28 protein-coding genes are annotated in these 25,328 nt (G+C 65.1%); 14 read left to right on the top strand and 14 right to left on the bottom strand.

Going from position 1 to position 25,328, the window contains the following annotated elements:
- Window positions 1-20 precede the first annotated feature (20 nt).
- Window positions 21-443, bottom strand: coding sequence for a protoporphyrinogen oxidase HemJ (gene hemJ / locus CK489_RS08660; RefSeq protein WP_095732096.1), 423 nt, complete (start codon window positions 441-443; stop codon window positions 21-23).
- 464 nt (window positions 444-907) lie between these two features.
- Between hemJ and CK489_RS08655 the strand changes: the two genes are divergently transcribed.
- The 4 genes from CK489_RS08655 to dnaQ are packed head-to-tail and all read left to right on the top strand — an operon-like array spanning window position 908 to window position 3,752.
- Window positions 908-1,744 carry a pyruvate, water dikinase regulatory protein gene (locus CK489_RS08655; RefSeq protein ID WP_050627995.1) on the top strand — a complete coding sequence of 279 codons (837 nt, stop codon included), beginning with the start codon at window positions 908-910 and terminating at the stop codon, window positions 1,742-1,744.
- Window positions 1,745-1,754: 10 nt separating this feature from the next.
- A complete protein-coding gene (locus tag CK489_RS08650) occupies window positions 1,755-2,363 on the top strand; it encodes a Maf family protein (protein ID WP_095732013.1) in 609 nt (202 codons plus the stop codon).
- A gap of 37 nt (window positions 2,364-2,400) precedes the next feature.
- Window positions 2,401-3,000 carry a dephospho-CoA kinase gene (coaE, locus tag CK489_RS08645; protein WP_095732012.1) on the top strand — a complete coding sequence of 200 codons (600 nt, stop codon included), beginning with the start codon at window positions 2,401-2,403 and terminating at the stop codon, window positions 2,998-3,000.
- A gap of 29 nt (window positions 3,001-3,029) precedes the next feature.
- Window positions 3,030-3,752: a DNA polymerase III subunit epsilon gene (gene dnaQ / locus CK489_RS08640; protein ID WP_050627998.1), complete on the top strand. Its 723-nt coding sequence runs from the start codon at window positions 3,030-3,032 to the stop codon at window positions 3,750-3,752.
- Window positions 3,753-3,880: 128 nt separating this feature from the next.
- Here dnaQ and secB read toward each other — a convergent pair whose 3' ends face one another.
- Entirely contained in the window at window positions 3,881-4,369 is a 489-nt protein-coding gene (gene secB, locus CK489_RS08635) for a protein-export chaperone SecB (protein WP_021078157.1), read from the bottom strand.
- Window positions 4,370-4,789: 420 nt separating this feature from the next.
- Here secB and CK489_RS08630 point away from each other — a divergent pair, with 420 nt between their 5' ends.
- Genes CK489_RS08630 through CK489_RS08620 form a run of 3 tightly spaced genes read left to right on the top strand, consistent with a single transcriptional unit; the run spans window position 4,790 to window position 7,666 of the window.
- On the top strand, window positions 4,790-5,494 hold the full coding sequence (locus CK489_RS08630; RefSeq protein WP_095732011.1) for a Tim44/TimA family putative adaptor protein: 705 nt from the start codon (window positions 4,790-4,792) through the stop codon (window positions 5,492-5,494).
- Window positions 5,478-7,079 carry an MltA domain-containing protein gene (gene mltA, locus CK489_RS08625; protein WP_198960879.1) on the top strand — a complete coding sequence of 534 codons (1,602 nt, stop codon included), beginning with the start codon at window positions 5,478-5,480 and terminating at the stop codon, window positions 7,077-7,079. Before CK489_RS08630 ends, mltA begins: the two co-directional genes overlap by 17 nt.
- Window positions 7,076-7,666, top strand: coding sequence for a Smr/MutS family protein (locus tag CK489_RS08620; protein WP_095732009.1), 591 nt, complete (start codon window positions 7,076-7,078; stop codon window positions 7,664-7,666). The genes mltA and CK489_RS08620 overlap by 4 nt, the downstream gene beginning before the upstream one ends.
- A gap of 2 nt (window positions 7,667-7,668) precedes the next feature.
- Here the strand turns inward: CK489_RS08620 and CK489_RS08615 are convergent, their stop codons facing one another.
- The 5 genes from CK489_RS08615 to hslV form a co-directional block, all read right to left on the bottom strand.
- Window positions 7,669-8,793: a hypothetical protein gene (locus CK489_RS08615; RefSeq protein WP_095732008.1), complete on the bottom strand. Its 1,125-nt coding sequence runs from the start codon at window positions 8,791-8,793 to the stop codon at window positions 7,669-7,671.
- Between the two features lie 159 nt (window positions 8,794-8,952).
- Window positions 8,953-10,257, bottom strand: a complete 1,305-nt coding sequence (gene hslU, locus CK489_RS08610) for an ATP-dependent protease ATPase subunit HslU (protein WP_095732007.1) — start codon at window positions 10,255-10,257, stop codon at window positions 8,953-8,955.
- A gap of 43 nt (window positions 10,258-10,300) precedes the next feature.
- Window positions 10,301-10,897 carry a DUF2585 domain-containing protein gene (locus CK489_RS08605; protein ID WP_095732006.1) on the bottom strand — a complete coding sequence of 199 codons (597 nt, stop codon included), beginning with the start codon at window positions 10,895-10,897 and terminating at the stop codon, window positions 10,301-10,303.
- A complete protein-coding gene (locus CK489_RS08600) occupies window positions 10,894-11,379 on the bottom strand; it encodes a GNAT family N-acetyltransferase (RefSeq protein ID WP_050628004.1) in 486 nt (161 codons plus the stop codon). The genes CK489_RS08605 and CK489_RS08600 overlap by 4 nt, the downstream gene beginning before the upstream one ends.
- Before the next feature lie 2 nt (window positions 11,380-11,381).
- Window positions 11,382-11,939, bottom strand: a complete 558-nt coding sequence (gene hslV / locus CK489_RS08595) for an ATP-dependent protease subunit HslV (RefSeq protein WP_024583062.1) — start codon at window positions 11,937-11,939, stop codon at window positions 11,382-11,384.
- 184 nt (window positions 11,940-12,123) lie between these two features.
- Between hslV and hisB the strand changes: the two genes are divergently transcribed.
- The 7 genes from hisB (at window position 12,124) to coaA (ending at window position 16,921) form a co-directional block, all read left to right on the top strand.
- The gene (gene hisB, locus CK489_RS08590) at window positions 12,124-12,717 is read left to right on the top strand and encodes an imidazoleglycerol-phosphate dehydratase HisB (RefSeq protein WP_021078165.1); all 594 of its coding nucleotides are present in this window, start codon (window positions 12,124-12,126) and stop codon (window positions 12,715-12,717) included.
- 87 nt (window positions 12,718-12,804) lie between these two features.
- Window positions 12,805-13,335 (top strand): DUF2628 domain-containing protein, encoded by a 531-nt coding sequence (locus tag CK489_RS08585; RefSeq protein ID WP_095732005.1) that lies wholly within the window; start codon window positions 12,805-12,807, stop codon window positions 13,333-13,335.
- Window positions 13,332-13,982 carry an imidazole glycerol phosphate synthase subunit HisH gene (hisH, locus tag CK489_RS08580; RefSeq protein WP_050628007.1) on the top strand — a complete coding sequence of 217 codons (651 nt, stop codon included), beginning with the start codon at window positions 13,332-13,334 and terminating at the stop codon, window positions 13,980-13,982. The genes CK489_RS08585 and hisH overlap by 4 nt, the downstream gene beginning before the upstream one ends.
- Window positions 13,979-14,710: a 1-(5-phosphoribosyl)-5-[(5-phosphoribosylamino)methylideneamino]imidazole-4-carboxamide isomerase gene (hisA, locus tag CK489_RS08575; protein WP_095732095.1), complete on the top strand. Its 732-nt coding sequence runs from the start codon at window positions 13,979-13,981 to the stop codon at window positions 14,708-14,710. The genes hisH and hisA overlap by 4 nt, the downstream gene beginning before the upstream one ends.
- A 9-nt stretch (window positions 14,711-14,719) precedes the next feature.
- Window positions 14,720-15,496, top strand: a complete 777-nt coding sequence (gene hisF, locus CK489_RS08570; RefSeq protein WP_095732004.1) for an imidazole glycerol phosphate synthase subunit HisF — start codon at window positions 14,720-14,722, stop codon at window positions 15,494-15,496.
- Between the two features lie 109 nt (window positions 15,497-15,605).
- Window positions 15,606-15,929, top strand: coding sequence for a phosphoribosyl-ATP diphosphatase (locus tag CK489_RS08565; protein WP_050628077.1), 324 nt, complete (start codon window positions 15,606-15,608; stop codon window positions 15,927-15,929).
- A gap of 35 nt (window positions 15,930-15,964) precedes the next feature.
- Window positions 15,965-16,921, top strand: coding sequence for a type I pantothenate kinase (gene coaA / locus CK489_RS08560; RefSeq protein WP_050628009.1), 957 nt, complete (start codon window positions 15,965-15,967; stop codon window positions 16,919-16,921).
- 189 nt (window positions 16,922-17,110) lie between these two features.
- On the opposite strand, the gene CK489_RS08555 is transcribed toward coaA, so the two are convergent.
- The 7 genes from CK489_RS08555 to rsmI form a co-directional block, all read right to left on the bottom strand.
- A complete protein-coding gene (locus CK489_RS08555) occupies window positions 17,111-19,360 on the bottom strand; it encodes a PAS domain-containing hybrid sensor histidine kinase/response regulator (RefSeq protein WP_095732003.1) in 2,250 nt (749 codons plus the stop codon).
- Window positions 19,361-19,463: 103 nt separating this feature from the next.
- Window positions 19,464-19,979 carry a hypothetical protein gene (locus tag CK489_RS08550; protein ID WP_095732002.1) on the bottom strand — a complete coding sequence of 172 codons (516 nt, stop codon included), beginning with the start codon at window positions 19,977-19,979 and terminating at the stop codon, window positions 19,464-19,466.
- A gap of 130 nt (window positions 19,980-20,109) precedes the next feature.
- Window positions 20,110-21,648 (bottom strand): YifB family Mg chelatase-like AAA ATPase, encoded by a 1,539-nt coding sequence (locus CK489_RS08545; protein ID WP_095732001.1) that lies wholly within the window; start codon window positions 21,646-21,648, stop codon window positions 20,110-20,112.
- Window positions 21,649-21,754: 106 nt separating this feature from the next.
- Complete coding sequence (locus tag CK489_RS08540) at window positions 21,755-22,726, bottom strand: MBL fold metallo-hydrolase (protein ID WP_050628013.1); 972 nt, start codon at window positions 22,724-22,726, stop codon at window positions 21,755-21,757.
- 188 nt (window positions 22,727-22,914) lie between these two features.
- Window positions 22,915-23,862 (bottom strand): glutathione synthase, encoded by a 948-nt coding sequence (gene gshB, locus CK489_RS08535; RefSeq protein WP_050628014.1) that lies wholly within the window; start codon window positions 23,860-23,862, stop codon window positions 22,915-22,917.
- 30 nt (window positions 23,863-23,892) lie between these two features.
- Complete coding sequence (locus CK489_RS08530; RefSeq protein WP_050628015.1) at window positions 23,893-24,276, bottom strand: YraN family protein; 384 nt, start codon at window positions 24,274-24,276, stop codon at window positions 23,893-23,895.
- A complete protein-coding gene (rsmI, locus tag CK489_RS08525) occupies window positions 24,263-25,216 on the bottom strand; it encodes a 16S rRNA (cytidine(1402)-2'-O)-methyltransferase (RefSeq protein WP_095732000.1) in 954 nt (317 codons plus the stop codon). The genes CK489_RS08530 and rsmI overlap by 14 nt, the downstream gene beginning before the upstream one ends.
- Between the last annotated feature and the right edge of the window lie 112 nt (window positions 25,217-25,328).

Below are 25,328 nucleotides of genomic sequence, written 5' to 3'. Positions count from 1 at the left end.
CGTCCTGGGCATCGCAATGTCTAGAACGGCTTCACGACCACCATGATGACGATCAGGATCATCAGCAGCGTCGGCACCTCGTTGATAATGCGGTAGAATTTCTGGGTTCGCTGATTCCGGTCGGCGGCGAAATCCTTCACGCAGCGGGACAAAAAGCCGTGGATACCCGACATGACGAGCACCAGCGTAAATTTGACGTGAAACCAGCCGGAAAGGTACCAGTGTCCGGCCCAGGCCAGGTAAAGCCCGGCGAGCCAGGTCACGATCATCGCGGGATTGATGATCGCCTTCAAAAGCCGGCGTTCCATGACCTTGAAGGTCTCCGACTGCTTCGAGCCGGGCTCGGCCTCGCAATGATAGACGAAAAGTCGCGGCAGATAGAGCATGCCCGCCATCCAGGAAATCACCGCAACGACGTGCAGGGCCTTGATCCAGTCATACAACATCGCGGCGATGCCTTTCGGGGAACAGCTCGGCAGGAAACAACTCAGGTGGGCTCAGCCTTGCGAGCAAAGCTTCACAAGCGAGGGACGGATACATATCCGCACACACGGCTCTCCTAAACCTAATTAATTTTAGAATGTAAGGTTTGAGTCTTAATGGCAGTGAATTTGACTCATGCAATGCGATCCAGCCGTTCTTGCGGGCTTGTTCACATCCCTCAACATCCCGCCCCGCGGCAGCCGATATCCGGAATCTGCCGCTCTGCTCAAATGGTTGCGCAGCTCCATGGCCAGCTTATGAAGAGACAAATCCACACCGGTTCACTATCATCGCCGCCATGACGCCGACTTATCCTTTTGCGGGGTGCTGTGAAGAAAGGGATGAGATATTCACGGGCGGGGCGGCGGACCCGGATTCTTCTCCTCGACCTCCACAGGGATTCACAGGATAGACAGGGGCTCTGGTGCCGACGACTTCCAATTATTTCCACCTGCATCTGGTGTCGGACTCGACCGGCGAGACGCTGATCACCGTGGCCCGCGCGGTCGCCGCGCAATACGCCAACGTGACCGCGGTCGAGCATGTCTATCCGCTGGTGCGCAGCCAGAAGCAGCTCGATCGCGTGCTCGACGAGATTGAGGAATCGCCCGGCATCGTGCTGTTCACGCTGCTGGAGAAGGATCTGGTCGGCCGGCTCGAAGGCAAGTGCAAGGAAATCAACGTTCCGAGCCTGTCGATCATCGGGCCGGTAATGCAATTGTTCGAGGCGTATCTGGGTGCCGCGACGACCGGCCGTGTCGGCGCGCAGCACGTGCTGAACGCGGAATATTTCAGCCGCATCGACGCGCTGAACTACACGATGATCCATGACGACGGTCAGCATGTCGAAGGCCTCGAGGAGGCCGACGTCGTGCTGGTCGGTGTGTCCCGCACCTCGAAGACCCCGACCTCGATTTATCTCGCCAACCGCGGCATAAGAACTGCAAACGTGCCTCTGGTGCCGGGCATTCCGCTGCCGCACCAGCTCGAGACTCTGAAGAAGCCGTTGGTGGTTAGCCTGCATGCGACGCCGGAGCGCCTGATCCAGGTCCGGCAGAACCGCTTGCTCACGATGGGCGACCGTGACAACGACACCTACATCGACAAGCAGGCGGTGGCCGACGAAGTCGCATTCGCGCGTCGTCTGAGCGCGAAGTTCAACTGGGCATTGCTCGACGTGACGCGGCGTTCGATCGAGGAGACAGCGGCTGCGATCATGAAGCTGTACAACGACCGCCAGCGCGCGCGGCCGTCGGAATGATCGCCAAATCATGAGCATCTGGCGCGGCTCCCAAAAGCTGATCCTTGCGTCGCAAAGCCGCGCGCGAAGGATGCTGCTTGAAAACGCTGGTCTCGATTTCGAGGCGTTGCCGGCCGATATCGACGAACGCGCGGTGCAGAAGAATTCCGGCCTTTCGGCGCCGGGCGAGATCGCATCGCTGCTGGCGCGCGAGAAGGCGCTATTCGTCTCGCGGCAGAAACCCGGACAATATGTCGTCGGCGCCGATCAGACGCTGGCACTGGGCGAGCGGATGTTCAGCAAGCCTGCCGGCCGCGTGCAGGCAGCCGAGCAGCTCGGTGTGCTCGCCGGACAGACCCACGCGCTGCACTCGGCGGTTTCGGTGGCGCGCGATGGCAAAGTCCTGTTCGACGATGTCAGCGTCGCCCGGATGACGATGCGGCCGCTCGGTGCCGGCGAGATCGCGGCCTATCTCGACCAGGCCGGGGAGGCGGTGACGACCAGCGTCGGCGCCTATCAGCTCGAAGGTCTCGGCGTGCATCTGTTCGAACGGATCGAAGGCGACCATTTCACCATCCTCGGCCTGCCGCTATTGTCGCTGCTCGCCTTCCTGCGCCACGAAAAACTGCTCGCGGTGTGAAGATGCCGAGGCGCGGCGACGGAGAGATGCTGAACCGATGTTGATTTTGGGACTGACCGGCTCGATCGGGATGGGGAAATCCACCACGGCCAAACTGTTTATAGAGGCGGGCGTGCCGGTCTACGACGCCGATGCGGCCGTGCATCAGCTCTATGAAGGCGAAGCCGCGCCGGCGATCGAGGCCGCCTTTCCCGGCACCACCGCCGGCGGCAAGGTCGACCGTGCAAAACTTTCGGCACGCGTGGTGCAAGACCCCGTGGCGATCAAGCAGCTCGAGCAGATCGTGCATCCGATGCTCGGCGCATCGCGTCAGAAATTCTTCGCCGACGCAGAGGCCGCGGGCGCACCCATCGTCGTCCTCGACATCCCGCTGCTGTTCGAGACCGGCGGCGAGAAACGCGTCGATGCCGTCGTCGTCGTCACCACCTCACCGGAACTGCAGCGCGAGCGCGTGCTGGCGCGCGGCACCATGGATGCCGCCAAGCTGGATGCCATCATCGCCAAGCAGATGCCGGACGCCGAGAAGCGCAAGCGCGCTGATTTCATCGTGGATACCTCGCACGGGCTTGATCCGGTGCGGGCGCGCATCCGCGACATCCTGGCCGAGGTTGCTAAGATGCCGCAGCGGCGGGCCTGATTCGCCCGCGTTCCGGATTACCTTACGTCATGCGCGAAATCGTTCTCGATACCGAAACCACTGGCCTCGATCCGCTGCGCGGCGACCGTCTGGTCGAGATCGGCTGCGTCGAGATCTTCAACCGCATGCCGACGGGGCAGACCTACCACGTCTACATCAATCCCGAACGCGACATGCCGGTGGAAGCGTTCAACGTGCACGGGCTGTCGACCGAGTTCCTGGCTTCCAAGCCGCTGTTCACCGAAGTGGTCGACGAGTTCCTGGCCTTCATCGGCGATACGCCGCTGGTGATCCACAATGCGTCGTTCGACATCAGCTTCATCAATGCCGAGCTCGACCGCATCAAGCGGAAGGCGATCCCGAAGGACCGCCTGGTCGATACGCTGCTGCTGGCGCGGCGCAAGCATCCCGGCGTGTCGAACCGGCTCGACGATCTCTGCTCGCGCTATCAGATCGACAATTCCCGCCGCACCAAGCACGGCGCCTTGCTCGACGCCGAGCTGCTGGCCGAGGTCTATATCGACCTGATCGGGGCGCGGCAGTCGCAGCTCATCCTGGCGTCGGAAGCATCTGACGCGCGCATGGGCGGCCACAGTGATGCGCCGCGGCGGCAGCGCGAGATCCCGCTGGTGGCGCGGGTCAGCGAGGTGGACCGGGAAGCCCACCGGGCCTTTGTCGCCACCCTGGGCGACAAGCCGATCTGGAACGATTACCTGCCGCCGCCAGCGCCTGCTGCAGCCCCGGCGGCTTGAAATCCTTGATTATATTGGGGGCTGTAACTCTTCGTCATTGCGAGGAGCGCAGCGACGAACCAATCCATCTCCCCCTTCGGGGATGGATTGCTTCGCTGCGCTCGCAATGACGGGGGTAGACTAGCCGATCAGCTCGGCTTGGCGCCGGAAGCGGCCTGGGCGGCAGCCTGCCGTTCCATGTTCTGGCGGTAGAGACCGACGAAGTCGACGGGATCGAGCAGCAAGGGCGGGAAGCCGCCGTCGCGCACCGAAGTCGCGACGATCTCGCGGGCGAACGGGAACAGCAGCCGCGGGCACTCGATCATCACCAGCGGGTGGAGGTTCTCCTTCGGCACATTCACGATCCGGAAGACGCCGGCATAGGCGAGGTCGAAGCTGAACATCACTTTGCCGCCGGTCTCGGCCTTGCCCTCGATCGAGAGGATCACCTCGTACTCGTTCTCGGAGAGGTTGTTGGCGCCGACGTTGATCTGGATGTTGATCGCCGGCTGCTGTTGCTGCTGGCCGAGCGAGGCTGGCGCGTTCGGGTTCTCGAACGACAGGTCCTTGGTGTACTGCGCCAGCACGTTGAGCTGGGGAGCGGCCTGTTCGACGGGGGCGCCGTTGCCATTGGTCATGAAATGTCTCCTGGAGCAGCGCTCGATGGACAGGATGTCCGACGGCACGCGTTAGGGTTTGGAAATGCCGATGCCGGGCGAGTGGCTATCATAGGCCCGGCTCGCTCCACAAGGACGACGAAGTGCGTGCCAGCGGGCCTTGCCGCCAAATCGCCGGCGAAGGATGCGCAAGCCGAACCTCCGCCCAATCTCTTAACGGCTTCCTAAATTATTGAAGATGCGCGATTTCCGGGCAGGAACGGGTTTCCCCCCGGGGTCAAAACGCGCTACACTTGCCCGTGCCAAAAAGCGCCATTGGCCGGGCATAGTTTCGTGCCTACATGCTGCGGACTTAATCGGTGATGTAATCTCTGCCGTTCCCGACCGGGAACGCTTTGATGCCCGGCCCGTTGCCGGCAGAGACCAGAAAGCGAACTCGACGTGGATATCTACACCATCATCTTCCTGGCGCTGGCCGTGTTTATCTTCCTGCGCCTGCGCAGCGTTCTCGGACAGCGCACGGGAAGCGAGCGGCCGCCGTATGATCGTGCAGCACCCAACGTCCTGCAGCGCGGCCAGGATAACAACGTCGTGCCGATCCCGGGATCGGTGATTGATCAGCCGGCTCCGGCCGCGCCCGCCGAACCGGTCGAGCCGACCGAACGCTGGAAGGGCATCGCCGAGCCCGGCACGCCGCTGGCGCAGGGTCTCGACACGGTCGCCGCCCAGGATTCCTCGTTCGATCCGCGGCATTTCCTCTCGGGCGCCCGCTCGGCCTATGAAATGATCGTGCTCGCCTTCGCCAATGGCGATCGCCGCGCGCTGCGCGACCTGCTGTCGACCGAGGTCTATGAGAGCTTCGAAGCCGCGATCAAGGATCGCGAGAAGGCCGAGCAGAAGACCGAGACGCGGTTCGTCTCGATCGACAAGGCCGAGATCGTCAGCGCGGAGACGCGCGACCGCTCGACCCAGCTGACTGTCCGTTTCGTGTCGCAGATGATCTCGGTCACCCGCGACAAGGCGGGAGCCATCGTCGACGGCAGCCCGGACAAGGTCGCCGACATCACCGACATCTGGACATTCGCCCGCGACTCGACTTCCCGCGATCCGAATTGGAAGCTGGTTGGCACTGGAAGCGCTCACTAGACATCTCAGCTACGGGCGCCTCGCGATCGCGTGCTGCGCGCTCGCCGTTGTGTGCTCCACCGCGGCGATTGCCGCACGCTACAGGTCGAGCCGGCACCCGCCGCCCCGGCACGAGCATACCCACCCAATCCCCTATCCCAATCTGGAATTGCCGCTGCAGGTCAATGGCAGCCAGTATGAGCCGCTGACCTGGGCCAACGTCGCCGGTTGGGGCGATGACGATCATCTCGCCGCCTACAAGGCGTTCCGTACCAGCTGCAAGCCGATCGCGGCCCAACAGGGCGCGCCGGCGGAGTCGAAAGCGCTTGGCAGCTCGCTGCGCGATCCCTGCCGGATCGCCAAGGGGCTCGAGCTCAGCGACGGCGTCAAGGCAAAGGAATTCTTCGAGCAGAATTTCGTGCCGCTGCGCATCTCGCGGCTCGGCGAGGACGCCGGCTTCGTCACCGGCTATTACGAGCCGGTGCTGGACGGCTCAAAGACGCAGACCGACGTCTACAACGTTCCGGTCTACCGCCGCCCGTCCAACCTGTTCGTGCGCGGCAAGACGCAAGCGTCGGTCGGCCTGCCCAACAGCGGTCCGGTGTACCGCAAGATCGGCCGGCGCAAGCTCGTGCCGTATTACGACCGCGCCCAGATCGAGGACGGCGCGATCGCCGGCCGCGGGCTCGAGATCTGCTGGCTGAAGAGCCAGACCGATCTGTTGTTCGCGCAGATCCAGGGCTCGGCGCGGATCAAGTTCGAGGACGGCACCACGCTGCGCATCAACTACGATGCACATAATGGCTATCCCTACACGCCGGTCGGGCGCGTCCTGATCGACCGCGGCATCATCCCGAGGGAGCAGATGTCGATGCAGAAGATCCGGGAGTGGATGGAGCAGAATCCCGACGGCGCCAACGAGGTGCGGCGGCAGAACCGCGCCTACGTGTTCTTCCGCGAGGTGCCGCTGTCCGACAAGGACGAAGCGGTCGGTGCGCAGGGCGTGCCGCTGACGCCCGGCCGCTCGATCGCGGTCGACAAGGCGTTGCATGTCTACGGCACGCCGTTCTTCATCGCGGGCGAGCTGCCGATCGAATCGGAGCAGTCGAAGACCCCGTTCCACCGGCTGATGATCGCGCAGGACACCGGATCGGCGATCGTCGGCCCCGCGCGCGCCGATCTCTATTTCGGCGCCGGCGCCGACGCCGGAAAGGTCTCGGGCCGGCTGCGGCACAATATGCAGTTCGTGATGCTGGTCCCGAAGGGGCTCGATCCAGTCGCGCGCGGCCACAAGCTGCCGATCCCTGACGAGCGTCCCTCGGCCAAGATCGCAAAACTGTTTCCGCAGACCGATCCGCAGAAGGACAAGCCGGCGGCGAAGCCCGCTGATGTGTCGACGGCGACGGTTGCCAAGGCCGGTAGCAAGGACGCGGCCAAAAGCCCGGCCGCGAAGGATGCCGCGCCCGCCGCTTCTCCGGCAACAACCCCTGTCGCGCAGGCCGCACCTGTGGCAGAACCGGTGCCGTTGCCGGTAGCCCGGCCCGACATTCCGCAGCAACCGGAGAAGCGGCGCTACAGGCGCTATCGCCATCACCGCGAGCAATGAAACGACCCGCGCCGATCCCCGATCTGTCCGCTCCGTCGCGGCGCAAACGCGCGCTGAGCGAGGAGGAGCGTGCGCTATGGGAGAGCGTTGCGAAGCAGGTCAAGCCGCTGCGCAAGAGACCCGCCGTGCCGAAGGCCCATGCTGTCGCCGCTGATCCGGCCACCCATCATGCTGCAGCGAAGCCGATCCCGGTCAAGCCGGTGACGTCGGTCAAGGCCGCACCGGCGCCGCGTCCGCAGGTGCCGCCGCTGGCGCCGATCGGCCGCCGCGATCGTACAAAGCTGTCGCGCGGCCGGCAGGAGATTGACGCGCGACTCGATCTGCACGGCATGACCCAGATGCGCGCGCACCGCGTGCTGTTCGCCTTCCTGCAGCGCGCGCACTCTGACGGGCTGACCTTCGTGCTCGTGATCACCGGCAAGGGCAAGGTCGGCGGACTGGAGTCCGAGCGCGGCGTGCTGCGCCGCCAGGTGCCGGAATGGCTTAGCCTGCCGGAATTCCGCTCGCTGGTGGTCGGCTTCGAGGAGGCGCATATCGGCCATGGCGGCGAGGGCGCGCTCTATGTGCGGGTCCGGCGGGCGCGCTGAACCTAAAAGGGTCTGACGATCCCGACGCGTGGGATCAGCGTGACGATCCAGCCGAGGACCGTTGTTTTGCGGTCGTCCGCGGGGATCACAGGCACATCCTTCGACGCCGGCAGCATTTTTACCGCGTGCAGCATCAGGAACATGCAGACCGCCCAGTTCGAGATCCAGCGCGAATAGTCGAACACGGTCACGAACATCACGCCATAGCCGGCGCTGATCATGACGAGCGCGGCGAGCACGATGCGGCGATGCAGTTCGCTGGCGAGCGCTTCGATCAATCGCGCGAAATAGTGCCACAGCGGCGTGTGCAGCCAGATCAGCAGCGCGAACACCGGCACGCCCAGGATGTTCGAGGGCATCCGCGCCCAGGTGTCGGCGAACTCCTTCGACAGCGGCTGGTACCAGATGTAGCCGAACTGAAGCAGATCGGTGCGGGAGGGATCGGCCATCCGGCTTTGCAGGTGACGGATGAATTCGTCATAGGGCACGTCGACGGTGCCTTCGAACTGCGCGACCAGGAACAGGATGCCGACCGCGGCGAGCGCCGCAAGCCCGACAGCGATGTTTCGCGGTGTCGCGCCCTGCATCAGATAGAAGCGCAGCACCACGATCGCGGCGATCGCCGGCACATACATCAGGACGAAGATGTGATGAACCAGGATCAGCGCGATCGAGAACGTTGCTGCAATCAGCACGTACATGACCGAGCGCGCCGGGATCAGCAGCAGCACGATCGTCAACGCACAGCCATAGATGTCGAAATGGCCGAGCGTGTGCATGAAATTCTTCAGGAAGAACGGCGATCCCGCGATGAAGACGAACAACGGCCAATGCGCATCTTCTAAGCCGAACGTTCGCTGAAACAGTCTGACGAACAGCCCGAGCGTCAGCAGCCAAATCGCGCCGGCCAGCGCGAACACCAGCCACACCGGCACCTTGTCGGTGAACAGCGACACGATCGCGCCGACCAGCGCGCGCTTGGTGAAGCCGTAGTGATAGTCGACCAGGAGATGGATGTAGGGAACGAAGGGCGGCAGCGCGATCTTGTGCAGGAACACCCCGGCCAGCACGGCCGCGTTGACGGCCAGCATCAGGCGCCAGGGGTTTTGCCACGTTCGCAGAATCATTGATTGCCCACTGTCGTCGTCTCGGGCAAGCGAAGCGCGACCCGGGACCCATAACCACCGAACGTAGTTCTAGAAGGAATGTGGGCCCGAGTCTTCGTCACCGCGGGCTGTGGGGGTTATGGGTCCCGGCTTTCGCCGGGACGACTGCGGGGCGGGCGCCTACAAAATAAACCGGCTGAGATCGGCGTTCTTCGCGAGATCGCCGACATGCTTGGTGACGTAGTCGGCGTCGACCTGGATGGTCTCGCCGTGACGATCGGGCGCGGTGAAGGAGATGTCGTCGAGCACCCGCTCCATCACGGTCTGCAGCCGGCGCGCGCCGATATTCTCGACCGTGGAGTTCACGGCGACCGCGACATCGGCGAGCGCGTCGATCGCACCGTCGGTGATGTCGAGGGTGACGCCCTCGGTCTTCATCAGCGCGACGTATTGCTTGATCAGCGACGCCTCCGGCTCGGTCAGGATCCGGCGCATGTCGTCGCGGGTCAGTGCCTGCAATTCGACGCGGATCGGCAGGCGGCCCTGCAACTCCGGCAGCAGGTCCGACGGCTTGGCGATATGGAAGGCGCCCGACGCGATGAACAGGATGTGGTCGGTCTTGACCGCGCCGTGCTTGGTCGAGACCGTGGTGCCCTCGATCAGCGGCAGCAGGTCGCGCTGCACGCCCTCGCGCGAAACATCGCCGCCGGCGCGGTTCTCGCGCACGCAGATCTTGTCGATCTCGTCGAGGAACACGATGCCGTTGTTCTCGACCGCGTTGATCGCCTCCAGCACCAGCTGGTCGGTGTCGAGCAGCTTGTCGGATTCCTCGTTGACGAGGATTTCGTGCGAGCCCTCCACGGTCAGGCGGCGGGTCTTGCTGCGTCCGCCCATCTTGCCGAAGATGTCGCCGAGCGAGATCGCGCCCATCTGGGCGCCGGGCATGCCGGGGATCTCGAACATCGGCATGCCGCTGCCCGACGACTGGGTCTCGATCTCGATTTCCTTGTCGTTGAGCTCGCCGGCGCGCAGCTTCTTGCGGAACGATTCACGCGTCGCCGGGCTCGATCCCGGGCCGACCAGCGCATCCAGCACGCGCTCCTCGGCGGCGAGCTGGGCACGGGCCTGGACGTCTTTTCGCTTGCGCTCACGGGTCTGCGCGATCGCAACCTCGACGAGGTCGCGGACGATCTGTTCGACGTCGCGGCCGACATAGCCGACCTCGGTGAACTTGGTGGCCTCGACCTTGAGGAACGGCGCACCTGCGAGCTTGGCCAGCCGCCGCGCGATCTCGGTCTTGCCGACGCCGGTCGGCCCGATCATCAGGATGTTCTTGGGCAGAACCTCCTCGCGCAGGGAACCGGCCAGCTGCAGCCGCCGCCAGCGGTTGCGCAAGGCGATCGAGACGGCACGCTTGGCGTCGGCCTGGCCGACGATGAAACGGTCAAGTTCAGAAACGATTTCGCGGGGGGAGAAGTCAGTCATGGGCTCTAGCTAGGTTGAAATCGCGCTCTCGGCAAGCGGCCGCCTAAAGGATGGGTGGCCCGGCCTGCCACTGCCTGATCGCCTCGAACGGGTGGATCAGCATGATGATGTTCAGGGTCAGATTGTCGCGAATGTGGAGCAGCATCACGATTTCGAACACGACGCCGAGCGCGACGGTTGCGGCGATCGGCAGCCTGCGCGCCAACAGGAAGCCGAGAACCATTGCGAGCGTGTCCGACACCGAATTGACGATGGTGTCGCCGTAATAGTCGAGCGAGATCGTGCCGGCGCGGTAGCGCTCGATGATCCAGTTGGAGTTCTCGACGAGCTCCCAGCTGCCCTCGATCAGCATCGCGACGATCAGTCGCCCCGGCCAGGCGAGCCGCGGCAGCAGTAGGAACGTCAGGCCATAGAACAGCAGGCCATGCACAACGTGCGACAGCGTGTACCAGTCGGCGATGTGCTGCGAGTTCTCCGAGCTCTGAACCGTGCCGTGCCAGAGCTTGACATAGCCGCAGGCGCAGATCGGCAAGCGGCCCATCGCATAGAGCAGTGCCGCCTGCAATGCGAGCAGTGCAGCGGCGATCGCAAGCCATTGCCACGCTGAAACGCCGGCCTCGGGTTTTGGCGCGACCGTCATGCGTCGCGGACCATCAGCAGCGCCGGGCCATCAGGCGTATCGATCATGCGGACCTTCTGAAAGCCGGCCTTCTCATAGGCACGGATCGCGCGGGGATTGTCCGGATTGGGATCAATGACGATGCGCGGCACGCCTTGCGCGACGAGCTCCTCGACGAAGGCGCGGATCAGCGCCGAACCGTGACCGCCTGTCATCATGCTGGGCTCGCCGATGAAGAGATCGATGCCGCGGGTGCCGGCCGGATGTGCGCCGAAACCGGCATTCCACGCCGTCAGTGCGTAGCACTGGATATAGCCGATATCGCCCTCGTCGGTCGCGGCGATGAACTGGTCCATCGCCGGCTCGTCGAGGTCGCCGCTGACCAGCGCGTACTGCTCCGCCGGATCGCCCCACCATTCCCGGACATGCGGCAGCGACAGCCACTGCTTGATCTGCGGCAGGTCGGCTGGCGTCATCGGGCGGAAATGGTAGCGGCCGGCCATGCTCAGCCGCCGATCGTCTCGATCGTCACGTTACGGTTGGTGTAGACGCAGATATCGGCGGCGATATCCAGCGCGCGGCGGACGATGGTCTCGGCGTCCTTGTCGGTATCGACCAGTGCGCGGGCTGCGGCGAGGGCGTAATTGCCGCCGGAACCGATCGCCATCACCCCGGATTCGGGCTCGAGCACGTCGCCGGTGCCGGTCAGCACCAGGGAGACGTCCTTGTCGGCCACGATCATCATGGCCTCCAGCCGGCGCAGATAGCGGTCGGTCCGCCAGTCCTTGGCGAGCTCGACGGCCGCCCGGGTCAGCTGCCCCGGATACTGCTCCAGCTTGCTTTCCAGCCGCTCGAACAGGGTGAAGGCGTCGGCCGTGGCGCCGGCAAAGCCACCGATCACGTCGCCCTTGCCGATCCGGCGGACCTTCTTGGCGTTGGCCTTGATCACGGTCTGGCCAATCGAGACCTGCCCGTCGCCGCCGATCACCACCTTGCCGCCCTTGCGGACGGTGCAGATCGTGGTGCCATGCCAGACCGGCAGCTCATTTTGGGATGCTTGCATAGGTTACCTCTCTTCCGGGCAGATTTAGGCGGTCGGGCAGGGGGTTACAATCGGGGCCGATTTAGCAAGGATTTCCGGTCACCATGGCCTGAAGTTGGGTCATTTCGAGGTCATCCCGCAGTAGCGAAGGTGACATCAGCCTGTTAAAAGACCGGCGTTTTCGGCACGGGAAAGCTTAATCTTCATGCGCACCGCAACCATCAAGCGCAAGACCAAGGAGACCGACATCGAGGTGACGGTCAACCTCGACGGGGCAGGCGTATCCACGGTTTCGACCGGGATCGGCTTCTTCGACCATATGCTCGATCTCCTCGCCCGGCATTCGCGCATCGACATCACGGTGAAGGCGGATGGCGATCTCCATGTCGATTACCACCACACCACCGAAGACGTCGGGATCGCGCTCGGCCAGGCCGTCAAGCAGGCGCTCGGCAACATGGCCGGCATCACCCGCTACGCCTCGATCCACATGCCGATGGACGAGACGCTGTCGCGCGTCGTGATCGATATTTCCGGCCGTCCGGTGCTCGTCTTCAAGGTCGAGTTCCCGCGCGACAAGATCGGCGAGTTCGACACCGAGCTGGTGCGCGAATGGTTCAACGCCTTCGCGATGAACGCCGGCGTGACTCTCCACGTCGAGACCCTATATGGCGAGAACAGCCATCATATCTCCGAATCCTGTTTCAAGGGTTTGGCGAGGGCGCTCCGGACCGCGGTTGCGATCGATCCGCGGGCCCAGGGCGAGGTGCCCTCGACAAAGGGTCAGCTCGGCGGTTGATCCCCGGGAGCATGATCCGGGCACGGTGGCACCGGTTTTCCCGGAGATCATGCGGTAAGTAAGAGTCCATCCTCGGCGGAGCGTTCGATGCCGGTCTACACAGTGCATGCCCCCGTGGCCAACGGCGCCGATCTCGCGGCGACCGACAAGTTCGTCTTCGTGCGCGACGGCTTCCATGTCTGGGCCGCGGTCGCGGGTGCGATCTGGCTAGCCTGGAACAGGCTCTGGCTAGCGCTGATCGGCTGGCTCGTCCTCACCTTCGCGATCGATTTTGCGCTGGCCAAGCTCGGTATCGGCCGCGGCGCGATCCTGCTCGTCGACCTGGTGTTGATGGTGCTGATCGGGCTGGAGGCCGCAACCTTGCAACGCTGGACGTTGTCGCGGCGCAAATGGCGCCAGCTCGACGTCGTGGTCGCCGACAATGTGGATGCCGCCGAGCGCCGCTTCTTCGAGCGCTGGACCGCGCGGCATCGCGGCGTCCTCAACGACCAGCGCTCGGTCGATCGCGGTGGCCCGCCGCCGACCCGGGACGTGCCGGGCCAGTCATTCTCAAAACCCCCGCCGATGCCGCAAGGCGGCATCATCGGATTGTTTCCAGAGCCAGGAGGATCGCGATGACCGTTGCAATCATCGATTACGGCTCCGGCAATCTGCATTCGGCGGCGAAGGCCTTCGAGCGCGCCGCGCGCAGCATGGAGGATCCGCAAGCCATCAAGGTGACGCGCGATCCCGATGCGGTGTATCGCGCCGACCGCATTGTGCTGCCCGGTGTCGGTGCATTCGCCGATTGCCGCCGCGGCGTCGATGCGGTCGACGGCATGCTGGAAGCGCTGACCGAGGCGGTGCGGGTCAAGGCGCGGCCGTTCTTCGGCATCTGCGTCGGCATGCAGCTGATGGCGACGCGCGGCAAGGAGCACGTGATTACCGAGGGCTTCAACTGGATCGGCGGCGATGTCGTCAAGATCGAGCCGCGCGACGAGAACCTGAAGGTCCCGCACATGGGCTGGAATACGCTCGACATGGTGCGCGAGCACCCGGTGCTGGAGCGGCTGCCGCTCGGACCGAAGGGGCGTCACGCCTATTTCGTGCACTCCTACCACCTCAACGCCGCCAACGAGGCGGATGTGCTGGCGCGCGCCGACTATGGCGGGCCGGTCACCGCGATCGTGGCCAAGGACACCGCGATCGGTACCCAGTTTCACCCCGAGAAGAGCCAGCGCTTCGGCCTCGCTTTGATCTCCAATTTCTTGAAGTGGAAGCCGTGATCCTCTTTCCAGCGGTTGATCTGAAGAACGGCCAGTGCGTGCGCCTGGAGCAGGGCGACATGGCGCGCGCCACCGTGTTCAATCTCGATCCGGCGGCGCAGGCCAAGAGCTTCGCCGCGCAGGGCTTCGAATATCTCCACGTCGTCGATCTCGACGGCGCGTTCGCCGGCAAGCCGATGAACGCCCATGCGGTGGAGGCGATGCTGAAGGCCGTCAAGATGCCGGTGCAGCTCGGCGGCGGCATTCGCGACCTCAAGACCATCGAGGCCTGGCTCGACAAGGGCATCACGCGCGTGATCATCGGCACCGCCGCGGTGCGCGATCCCGAGCTCGTGAAGGGCGCGGCGAGAAAATTCCCCGGCCGCGTCGCGGTGGGCCTCGATGCGCGCGACGGCAAGGTCGCGGTCGAGGGCTGGGCCGAGACCTCGCATGTGACCGCGCTCGAAATCGCGCAGCGATTCGAGGATGCCGGCGTCGCCGCGATCATCTTCACCGACATCGCGCGTGACGGCCTGCTCAAGGGCCTCAACCTCGATGCGACCATCGCGCTCGCCGACCGGATCTCTATTCCGGTGATCGCCTCCGGCGGCTTCGCTTCGATCGACGACGTCAAGGCGCTGCTTGAGCCTCGTGCGAAGAAGCTTGCCGGCGCCATCGTCGGCCGGGCTCTGTACGACGGACGGCTCGATCCGGCGGCTGCCCTCAAGCTGATCCGCAACGCGGCCTAGGAGGAGACCATGTTCAAGGTTCGCGTGATCCCCTGTCTGGACGTCAAGGACGGGCGCGTGGTCAAGGGCGTCAACTTCGTCGATCTGCGCGATGCCGGTGATCCGGTCGAGGCCGCGATCGCCTATGACGCCGCCGGCGCCGACGAGCTCACCTTCCTCGACATCACCGCCACCCATGAAAACCGCGGCATCATGCTGGATGTGGTGCGGCGAACGGCGGAGGCCTGCTTCATGCCGCTGACGGTCGGCGGCGGTGTCCGCACCGTCGACGACATCAAGATCCTGCTGCGCTCCGGCGCCGACAAGGTCTCGATCAACTCGGCGGCGGTCAGCCGGCGTGAGTTCGTCAAGGAAGCCGCCGAGAAGTATGGCGAGCAATGCATCGTGGTTGCGATCGATGCCAAGCGGGTCAAGCGCGCCGGCGGCTCGGACCGCTGGGAGATCTTCACCCATGGTGGGCGTAATGCCACCGGGATCGATGCCATCGAATATGCCCAGGAAGTCGTCGCGCTCGGCGCCGGCGAGATCCTGCTGACCTCGATGGACCGGGACGGCACGCGGCAGGGCTTTGACCTGCCACTGACCCGGGCGATCGCGGACAGTGTCCCCGTACCGGTCGTCGCGTCCGGCGGCGTCGGCAATCTCGATCACCTGGTCGATGGCGTCCGCGAGGGTCACGCTACCGGTGTGCTGGCCGCGTCGATCTTCCACTTCGGGGAATTCACCATCCGCCAGGCCAAGGATCACATGGTGCGCGCCGGCCTGCCGATGCGGCTCGATCCCTAGCGCGTGGTCCGGAAACAGAGTGATCTGGGACTCCTTGTCACAAAAATGCTAAGTCCCCAGTTAGGGATGGCACCCTGGCGGTGCCGGTGCGCATGCTTGAGTTGAGTTGATGTCGCGTTTCACGGTTCACGATCTGGCCGCCACCATCGACGCCCGCGCTGCAACGGGTGGCGAGGCGTCCTATACCCGCAAGCTGCTCGACAAGGGCGCGGAGCACTGCGCCAAGAAATTGGGCGAGGAAGCGGTCGAGACCGTGATCGCCGCAGTCGAGAATGACCGCGATCATCTCATCGCGGAAAGTGCCGATCTCGTGTTTCACCTGCTGGTTCTGTTGAAGTCACGCGGCGTGAAGCTGGAGGATGTCGAGGCCGCGCTGGAGAAGCGCACCACGATGTCGGGACTGCAAGAGAAGGCGTCGCGCAAGCGCGACTAGCGCAAATAATCGAGCGCATTGAGAGGGGCGGCCTCATGGACATCCGGGCACCAGATCAGCAGTACAACCCCTACCGCATCTTCACGCGCCAGCAATGGTCGCATCTGCGCGACGATACGCCGATGACGCTGGAGCCCGGCGAATTCGACCGCCTGCGCTCGATGCACGACCGCCTCGATCTGCAGGAGGTCGAGGACATCTACCTGCCGCTGTCGCGATTGCTCTCGATCTATGTCGATGCGACCCAGCGTCTGTACTATTCGCAGCGCCAGTTCCTCAACATCCGCGACCGCAAGATGCCTTATATCGTCGGCGTCGCCGGCTCGGTCGCGGTCGGCAAGTCGACCACCGCCCGCGTGCTGCAGGCGCTGCTGGCGCGCTGGTCGCCGCGGCCGAAGGTCGATTTGATCACGACCGACGGTTTCCTGTTTCCCAATGCCGTGCTCGAGCGGCAGGGCATCATGCAGAAGAAGGGCTTTCCCGAGAGCTACGACCTGCCGACGCTGCTGTCGTTCCTCAGCGACATCAAGGCGGGACGGCGCCGGGTGCGGGCGCCGGTCTATTCGCATCTGACCTACGACATCGTGCCGAACAAATGGGTCGAAATCGACCAGCCCGACATCCTGATCGTCGAGGGCGTCAACGTGCTGCAGACCGGCCGGCTGCCGCGCGACGGCAAGGCGGTGCCGTTCGTGTCCGACTTCTTCGACTTCTCGGTTTATATCGACGCCGACGAAGCCGTGCTGCGGGAGTGGTACATCAAGCGCTTCCTGGCGCTGCGCGACACCGCGTTCACCGATCCCCGTTCCTACTTCCACCGCTATGCGCTGCTGTCGGACGATGAGGCGACCGCAACCGCGATCGCGATCTGGGAACGCACCAACCTCGCCAATCTCGAGGACAACATCCTGCCCACCCGCCCGCGCGCGACCCTGATCCTGAAGAAGGGCGCGGATCATGTGGTGCAGTCGGTCGCGCTGCGGCGGCTGTAATTATCAGCGCATTCTGGCGAACCACATCACAGCTGTCGTCCCTGCCTAGTGCGCAATTGCGCACGGGAGCAGGGACCCATAACCACCGATGCCGGTATTGCGACGCGCTGTGGCCACAGCCTGCGAACCGCAAACGGCTGTGGTTATGGGTCCCCGCGTTCGCGGGGACGACACCGAGTTTGTGTCTACCTACGCCGCGATATGCCGCCCGGCGGCGAGGCCCGCGAGCGCTTCTTCCAGCTTCTCGCGGTCGAGCGGCTTGATCAGGAAGCCGTCCATGCCGGCTTCGAAGCAGGCGTGGCGGTCCTCCACCAGCGTATTCGCGGTCAGCGCCAGGATCGGGGTCCGGCGTCCGGACTGGCCTGCTTCATGGCTGCGGATCTGCTTGGTGGTCTCGATGCCGTTGAGGCGCGGCATCTGGATGTCCATCAGTACGAGATCATAGGGCGTGCCGGCCGATGTCGCCGACAGCCAGGATTCCATCGCCTGCTCGCCATTGGTGGTGATGACCACGTTGTGGCCGAGCCGGGTGAGCAGCGAGCGCATCAGGAGCGCGTTGATTTCATTGTCTTCCGCAACCAGGATCGAGAGCCCCTTGCCTGGCGGCGCGGCCGCCGGCGCGGTAGTGGTGGGCTCGGCAATTGCCTCTATCACGAGGCTTGGCGCGGCGATCTCGGGTGATGCGGTCAGGCGCGCGGCGAGCGACGACGCGCGCAGCGGCTTGACCAGGTAGCCAGTGAACATCGCCGTCTCGGAGGCCGCGAGGTCCTGTCGGGTCGACGGCGTGACCATCACGATGCGATGGGTGGCGTGGATGCGGGCAGCTTCGGCGAACGCCTCCATAGCCTCTGTGCCGAGCGTGTGGTCGATCAAGACGCTGTGCCAGCTTCGCTCCGGCAGCAATGCCGTGGCGACATCGGCATCCGACACGATGCAGGTCTGCGCGCCCCAGCGCTGCAGCCGCCGCGAGATCAGCGAAGCCTCGATGCTGTGCGGCGCGACCAGCATGATCGACTGGCCGGCGAGGTCGGGCGCGGTGAAGCCGTTGGCCTCGCCGGTGTCGGCGGCCATGAGCGGGATCGACACCTCGAAGGTCGAGCCCGAACCGGGCGTGCTTGCGAGCGTGATGCGGCCGCCCATACGCCTGACGATGCGGTCGCTGATCGAAAGGCCGAGGCCGGTGCCGCCATAGCTGCGTGCGATGCGATCGTCGGCCTGCTCGAACTCCCGGAAGATGCGCTGCTGCGCCTCCGGTGCGATGCCGATCCCGGTATCGCGAACCAGGAAGCTGATCTCGTTCGGCCAGATGCCGGGCTCGACGATCAGCGCCACGCCGCCGGTCGCGGTAAACTTGATGGCGTTGCCGGCGAGATTGAGCAGCACCTGGCGCAGCCGCGCGGCGTCGCCGCTCACCTGCATCGGCAGCCGCTCGTCGACATAGGCCGCGATCTCGATGCCCTTGGTCTGCGCGCGCGGCGCCAGCAACTCGGTGATGTCCTCGATCAGGCCGGACAGCGCAAAAGGGCGGTGTTCGAGATCGATCTTGCCGGCTTCGATCTTGGAATAGTCGAGCAGCTCCTCGATCAGCGCCATCAGCGCGTCGCCGGATGTCTTGACCGCCTTGACGTAGGTCATCTGCTCCGGCGTCAGCTGGGTGTCCATCAACAGGCCGCTCATGCCGATGATGCCGTTCAGCGGCGTCCGGATCTCGTGGCTTGCCATCGCGAGGAAGCGCGACTTGGCGCGGTTGGCGGCGTCGGCCTGATCGCGCGCCTCGGTCAGCGCGCGCTCGCTCTCGGTGCGGTCGGTGACGTCGCGGCCGACGCTCTGCATCTCCGCCGGCGCACCGGCATCGTTGCGCACGAGGCCCTCGCGCCAGGCGATCCAGCGCGGCCCGTGCGGTCCCTCGATCTTCTGGTCGTAGACCCGCGTGCCGTTGGATTCGAGCGCGGTATCGCCTTGCTCGAGCACCTTGAGCGTGGCGGTGCCGCCGATCAGTTCGCTGCGGGAAATCTGCGCCAGCTCGCAATAGGCGTCGTTGGCGTAGGTGATCAGGCCGTCGAGGTCGCGCAGCACGATCAGATCGTCCTGTGCCTCGAACAGGGTGGAGGCGCGCTGCTCGGCTTCCTGCAGTTCCCAGTTGCGGTCGGCCATTGCCTCGTTGTGCATGGCGATGGTGCGCAGCCGTCTGCGCATCAGCCGCAGCCGGATGCCGAGCGTCACGATCCAGAGACAGGCCAGCGCGAACAGGAAGCTGACCCCGATCGCGAATGCGTTGGGATCGTAGCCGCTGTGCGGCGAGAGGGCGCCGGAGATGAACCCGAAGGCGCTGCCGAACGCGACCGAGAAGATCGTGAAGGAGCGGACGATCGTCGCGAGCCAGGAGTGGCGCCGCAGGAAGCGGCGAAGGCGTAACTTGATCCGAAAGAAACGCCCCATCAATGGTGGTCCTGAGAGTGCCCGATCTGGTGATGAGGATGCGTCGGCGACCTTGCAAACTGCTTGAAGTTGGTGGCTGTTTCGCGCTGCCCTCGGAACAGGGTTAGCGCGAGGTTAACTCCGCCATGATCCGGCGCGAAATGTGCCGCTCAGGCGCGAGCGATGCCGCCTCAAGGTGGCGGGGGCCGCGGGCGCTGACGATCAGGGCCGCGGCATCGCGCGCGGAGAACGTCTTCGACTGCACGTAGACGCGGTAATCGAACGGGCCGTCGTGGGAAAGATAGATCACCGGACCGGTTGCGGTCGGCTCGCTGGAAATCGCGACGAGCTGCGGCACCGCATTGCTTTCGCACGCGCCGGCCTCGGCATCGTCGATGTCGTCGATCACGGTGAAGTCGGCGGCATCGGCGCTGTCGGCGATCCGGACCCGGACGGTCGCAAGGCTGGGGTCGTCGGTGAAGCTGACGCGAAGCTGGGCCTGCCAGGGTAGTGGTGCGATCTGCATCGTGGCACCGCCCACCTCGATGCAGGGCCGGGGCCCCGGCAGCAGCTCAGCGCGGGCAAATACCGCGGCAGCGGCAAGGGGGACCACCGAGGCCAGAATCTTCATACGCAACATGACACAACCCACTCGACCCAAGCGTGCCGCGGACCGCGGTGCTTATGGTTTGCGGAGCGTAAATGAGAGTGGTTACCGTCGTGTTGACGCGCGCGATTCCGCCACGAATTGAAACAGGCTCAGGTTGGCGTCAGGCGGCGCGGCGCAGATCGTCGGCCAATGCACGATAGGACAGCGCTTCGGCGAGGTGCAGCCGGCCGATCGTCTCAGCGCCGTCGAGATCGGCGAGCGTGCGCGCCACCCGCAGCACGCGGTGATAGCCGCGCGCGGTGAGGTGCATGGTGTCGGCCGCCTCGCGCAGCAGCTTCTGGCCGTGCGCATCGGGCTGCGCGATGGTCTCGAGCAGCGAGCTCGGCGCTTCCGCATTGGTGCGGACCTGCGGCATGCCGGCCGCGGCATAACGCGCGAGCTGGATGTCGCGTGCAGCCGCGACGCGCGCGGCGACTTCGGCCGAGCCCTCCGCCGGCGGCGGCAGGATCAGGTCCGCCGCAGTCACGGCAGGCACTTCGATCCGCAGATCGATGCGATCCATCAGCGGGCCGGAGATCCGCATCTGGTAGTCGGCGGTGCAGCGGTCGAGCCGGCCGCGCTTGCAGGAATAGCCGGGCTCGTAGGCGTGGCCGCAGCGGCACGGGTTCATCGCCGCGACCAGCATGAAGCGCGCCGGATAGGTGACGCGATGGTTGGCCCGGCTCACCGAGACCTCGCCGTTCTCCAGCGGCTGGCGCAGCGAATCCAGCACGCGCGGATCGAACTCCGGCAGTTCGTCGAGGAACAGCACGCCCTGATGCGCGAGCGAGATCTCGCCCGGCTTGGCGCGCATGCCGCCGCCGGTCAGCGCGGCCATGCTGGCGGAATGGTGCGGGCTGCGGAACGGGCGCCGCGCGGTCAACGCGCCGTCGCGGATCTCGCCGGCCACCGAGGCGATCATCGAAACCTCGAGCAATTCGGACGGCGACAGCGGCGGCAGGATCGAAGGGAGCCGCGCCGCTAGCATCGACTTGCCGGCGCCGGGCGAACCGATCATCAGTAGATGATGCCCGCCGGCGGCCGCGATCTCGAGCGCGCGCTTGGCGCTCTCCTGGCCCTTGATGTCGCGCAAATCGAGCAGCGCTTCCTCGCGCTCATGCACCTTCGGCTGCGGCCGTGACAGCAGCTGCGTGCCCTTAAAGTGATTGGCGATCTGGATCAGCGAGTGCGCCGCGATGATCTGGATGTCCGGGCTCGCCCAGGCGGCTTCCGAGCCGCAGGCGGCCGGACAGATCAGCCCCTCGTCGCGCGAATTGGCGCCGATCGCAGCCGGCAGCACGCCCGCCACCGGAGCGATCGAGCCGTCGAGGCCCAACTCGCCGAGCACGGTGAAGCCGCTCAACGCATCCGGCGGGATTGCGCCGATCGCCGCCATCAGGCCGAGCGCAATCGGCAGGTCGTAATGGCTGCCCTCCTTGGGCAGGTCGGCCGGCGCGAGGTTGACGGTGATGCGGCGGGCGGGCAGCGCCAGCCCTGAGGCGATCAGCGCCGAACGGACCCGTTCGCGCGCCTCAGACACCGCTTTGTCGGGCAGGCCGACGATCGCAAACGCCGGCAATCCCGGCGCGACCTGCACCTGCACGTCGACCGCGCGGGCCTCAATCCCCTCGAACGCGACGGTGGAAACCCGCTGGACCATGCTGCCCCTATCTTCCGCCACCCAAGGTAGCGGAGCGGGCTCTCCAGCGCAAGAACATTAAGAGAACATCCGGGGGCGACGCGCGCCGTCCCCGGATGGGAAACCGTCACAGCGTCATCTGCATCGGCTCGGGATAATAGTGGAAGCCCTCGCCGGCCTTGGCGACGTGGCCGTAGCCCGGCCAGGCGAAGTGATAGGACATCACAGGCGTCTTGTTGGCGGCCAGCATCTCCAAGAGCTTGACCCGCGAGGCCGCCGCCTGCTTCGGGTCGGTGTCGTAGGAGAATTCCATCCGCGGCCGCTCCAGGAGCAGCACCGCGTGATGCGAGAGGTCGCCGAGGAAGGCGAACGACTTGCCGCCCGAGCTCACCATGAAGATGGTGTGGCCCACGGTGTGGCCGGGCGCTGCGATCGCCGTCACGCCGGGCAGGAATTCCTGGCCGTCCTTGAAGAACACGATGCGGTCGCGCACCGGCAGCAGGTTCTTGCGGGCGTGCACGACAAAGTCCTTGAGCGGACTGCCCATCTTGCCTTCGTCGGTCCAGAAATCGAGATCGCTCTGCGCGATGTAGTATTGCGCATTCGGGAACAGCGGCTTGTCGTCGGCGCCGACGATACCGCCGATATGATCGATATGCGCGTGCGACAGCACGACGGCGTCGATGTCCTCCGGCTTGATGCCGGCTTCCTGCATGCTCTTCTGCTGCCGGCCGGTGGTCGGACCGAACGCCTTCGAGGTGCCCATGCCGGTGTCGAACAGGATCAGCTTGTCGCCGGTGTTGACGATCGGCGAATTCTGCTCGAGCACGACATTGTCGGGCGAGAGGAAATTGTCGGAGAGCATCTTCTTCACTTCTTCCTTCGGCACGCCGGTGAATGTGCCGGAGGGATCGCCGAGCGGAAGCGGACCGTCGGAGACGACGGTGACTTCGGCATCGCCGAGCACGAAGCGGTGCCAATAGGGAGTCTGCGTGCCGAGCTTCGGCGCGCGCGCCTGTGCAGTGCCGCCGAGGAGTGTGCTGGCGCCGAGACCGGCACCGAGCGCGAGCAAGGATCGTCGTGAGACATTGAGCGTCATAACGTCTTCCTCCACAATTTTTTGAGATTTTCGCGTTGTTGCCCGCGTTGGCCCGCCGCTTGACCTGACACAGGCAAGAGGATGCTGCCCGCGCCTGCGCAAGCTGGCAAGAAGAATAAGGAGAACGCAGGCGCGACAAAGCGCTGGCTAAAATTCAGCCAGCATGTGCAACGCACAAGGGAGGAGGATTATTTCGCGGCGCGCTTCTTCTCGATGGTATCCCAGATCATCGCTGCGACATCGGGGCCATTGAGCCGCTGGATGGCGCGGATTCCGGTCGGCGAGGTGACGTTGATCTCGGTCAGGTTGCCGTCGATCACGTCGATGCCGACGAACAGCAGGCCGCGCTCGCGCAGCGCGGGTCCGAGCGTGGCGCAGATTTCGCGCTCGCGATCCGACAGCTCGGTTGCCTTGGCCGCGCCGCCGCGCACCATGTTGGAGCGCAGATCGTCCGCCGCCGGCACGCGATTGACGGCACCGGCGAATTCACCGTCGACCAGGATGATGCGCTTGTCGCCATGCTTCACCTCGGGGAGGAAGCGCTGGATCACCCAGGGCTCCCTGAAGGTGACCGAGAACATGTCGAACAGCGAGCCGAAGTTCATGTCCTGCGGCATCACGCGGAACACCGCGGCGCCGCCATGGCCGTGCAACGGCTTCATGACGACGGCGCCATGCTGGTCGCGGAACGCGTTGATCTCGTCGAGGTCGCGCGAGATCAGGGTCGGCGGCATCAGCTGCGGGAAATTCATCACGAACAGCTTTTCCGGCGCATTGCGCACGCTGGCCGGGTTGTTCACGACCAAGGTGTTCGGATGGATGCGCTCGAGGAAATGCGTCGAGGTGATGTAGGCGAGGTCGAACGGCGGATCCTGCCGCAGCAGCACGACGTCGAAGCCGTTGAGCGCCTCGCGCTTCGGCTCGCCCAGCGTGAAGTGATCGCCGACCTCGTCGCGCACGGTGAGTGGCTGCACCGGCGCCACCAGCTCCTCGCCGCGCAGCGACAACTTGTCGGGCGTGTAGTAGGAAATGCCGTGGCCGCGTTTCTGTGCCTCGAGCAGCAGCGCAAAGGTCGAATCGCCGCGGATGTTGATGCGCGCGATGGGATCCATCTGGACGGCGATCTTCAATTTCATAGGCGTATCCCGAGTGGTCTGAGGGTAACTTTAAGGGCTTGCGTCGAATGCCGCTAACAGATGGCGCGGCAGGCTCCTCGGCGCAATCAGCACGGCGTCGAATCTGAGGTCAAATTCGGCATGCTCGGGATGCGCCATCAGCCAGGCTTGGGCGGCATTGACGATGCGCTGCTGCTGGCGCGGCGTTACCGCATAGGCGGCGTCGTCGAGGCTGGCCCGGGCCTTGACCTCGACGAAGGCGACGAGGTTACGCCGCCGCGCCACCAGATCGATCTCGCCATAGGGGGTGCGGAAGCGTTTCGCCAGGATGCGATAACCCTTGGCGATCAGGAGGGCCGCGGCGCGGCTTTCGGCCGACAGGCCGGTTCGGAATGCGGCGACGCGTTCGGGTGAGGCGCTGTCAGTCTTCGCCATCGCCGTCCCCGATGGTCTTGGCCAGCTCGAGCGCGCGGGCGTAGACCTCGCGGCGCGGCCGGCCCGACAGCTCGACCGCATGCGCTACCGCATCCTTGACGCTGCCGCGGGCAAGCTGCGCGCGCAGCAGGTCGTCGAGCGCGTTCTCATCCATCACCCCGGCATCGTCGGCTGGCGGGGCGATGACGAGCACGAACTCGCCGCGCGTCTCCAGCGCGTCCGCATTTACCGCAAGCTCGGCGACCGGCGCGCGCTTGACCTCCTCGTGCAGCTTGGTCAGCTCGCGGCAGATCGCGGCATCGCGATCACCCATGATCGCGGCGAGATCGCGCAGCGTGTCCTGTACGCGATTGCCGGATTCGAACATCACGAGCGTCGCATCGATCCGGGCGAGTTCGGTGAGCCGGGCGCGCCGCGCATGCTCCTTCGCCGGCAAAAATCCCTCGAAGAAGAAGCGGTCGGTCGGCAGCGCCGCAACCGACAGCGCCGTCAGCACCGATGACGGCCCGGGCACCGCGATGACGGCGTGCCCGGCGGCGCAGACCTCGCGCACCAGCTTGAAGCCGGGGTCCGATATCAGCGGGGTCCCCGCATCGGACACCAGCGCGATCGAGGCGCCCTGCGCCAACCGCTCCAGGATCTTGGGCCGGGCCTGCGCGGCATTGTGCTCGTGGTAAAGCGCGAGCTCGGCGCTGATCGCGTAACGCTCAGTCAGCCGGCGCGTAATTCTTGTGTCCTCGCAGGCGATGACGTCGACCCCCGCCAGCGTCTCCAGCGCGCGCAGGGTGATGTCGGCGAGGTTTCCGATCGGGGTCGCAACCAGGTGAAGCCCCGGCTTGGCCTTTGGCGCGGCCAGCTGCTGGCCGCCGATCGAAAAGCTTCTGGCGGCAGCGCCGGTCGCGGCATCCGAATGGTGGAGGGAACTGGCTTTTGCGCGCATAATGGCAATCTAGAGCGTTTTCGAGCGAAGTGGATACCGGTTCGCATGAAGAAAACGCGTCAAACAAGAATCTGGAGCCCCGTTCCGATTCAATCGGAACGGAATAGGCTCT

Origin of the sequence: Bradyrhizobium sp. UFLA03-84 (assembly GCF_002289535.1) — a bacterium.
GTDB classification, from domain to species: Bacteria; Pseudomonadota; Alphaproteobacteria; order Rhizobiales; family Xanthobacteraceae; genus Bradyrhizobium; species Bradyrhizobium viridifuturi.
This window is presented reverse-complemented; position numbering and strand designations above follow the sequence as displayed.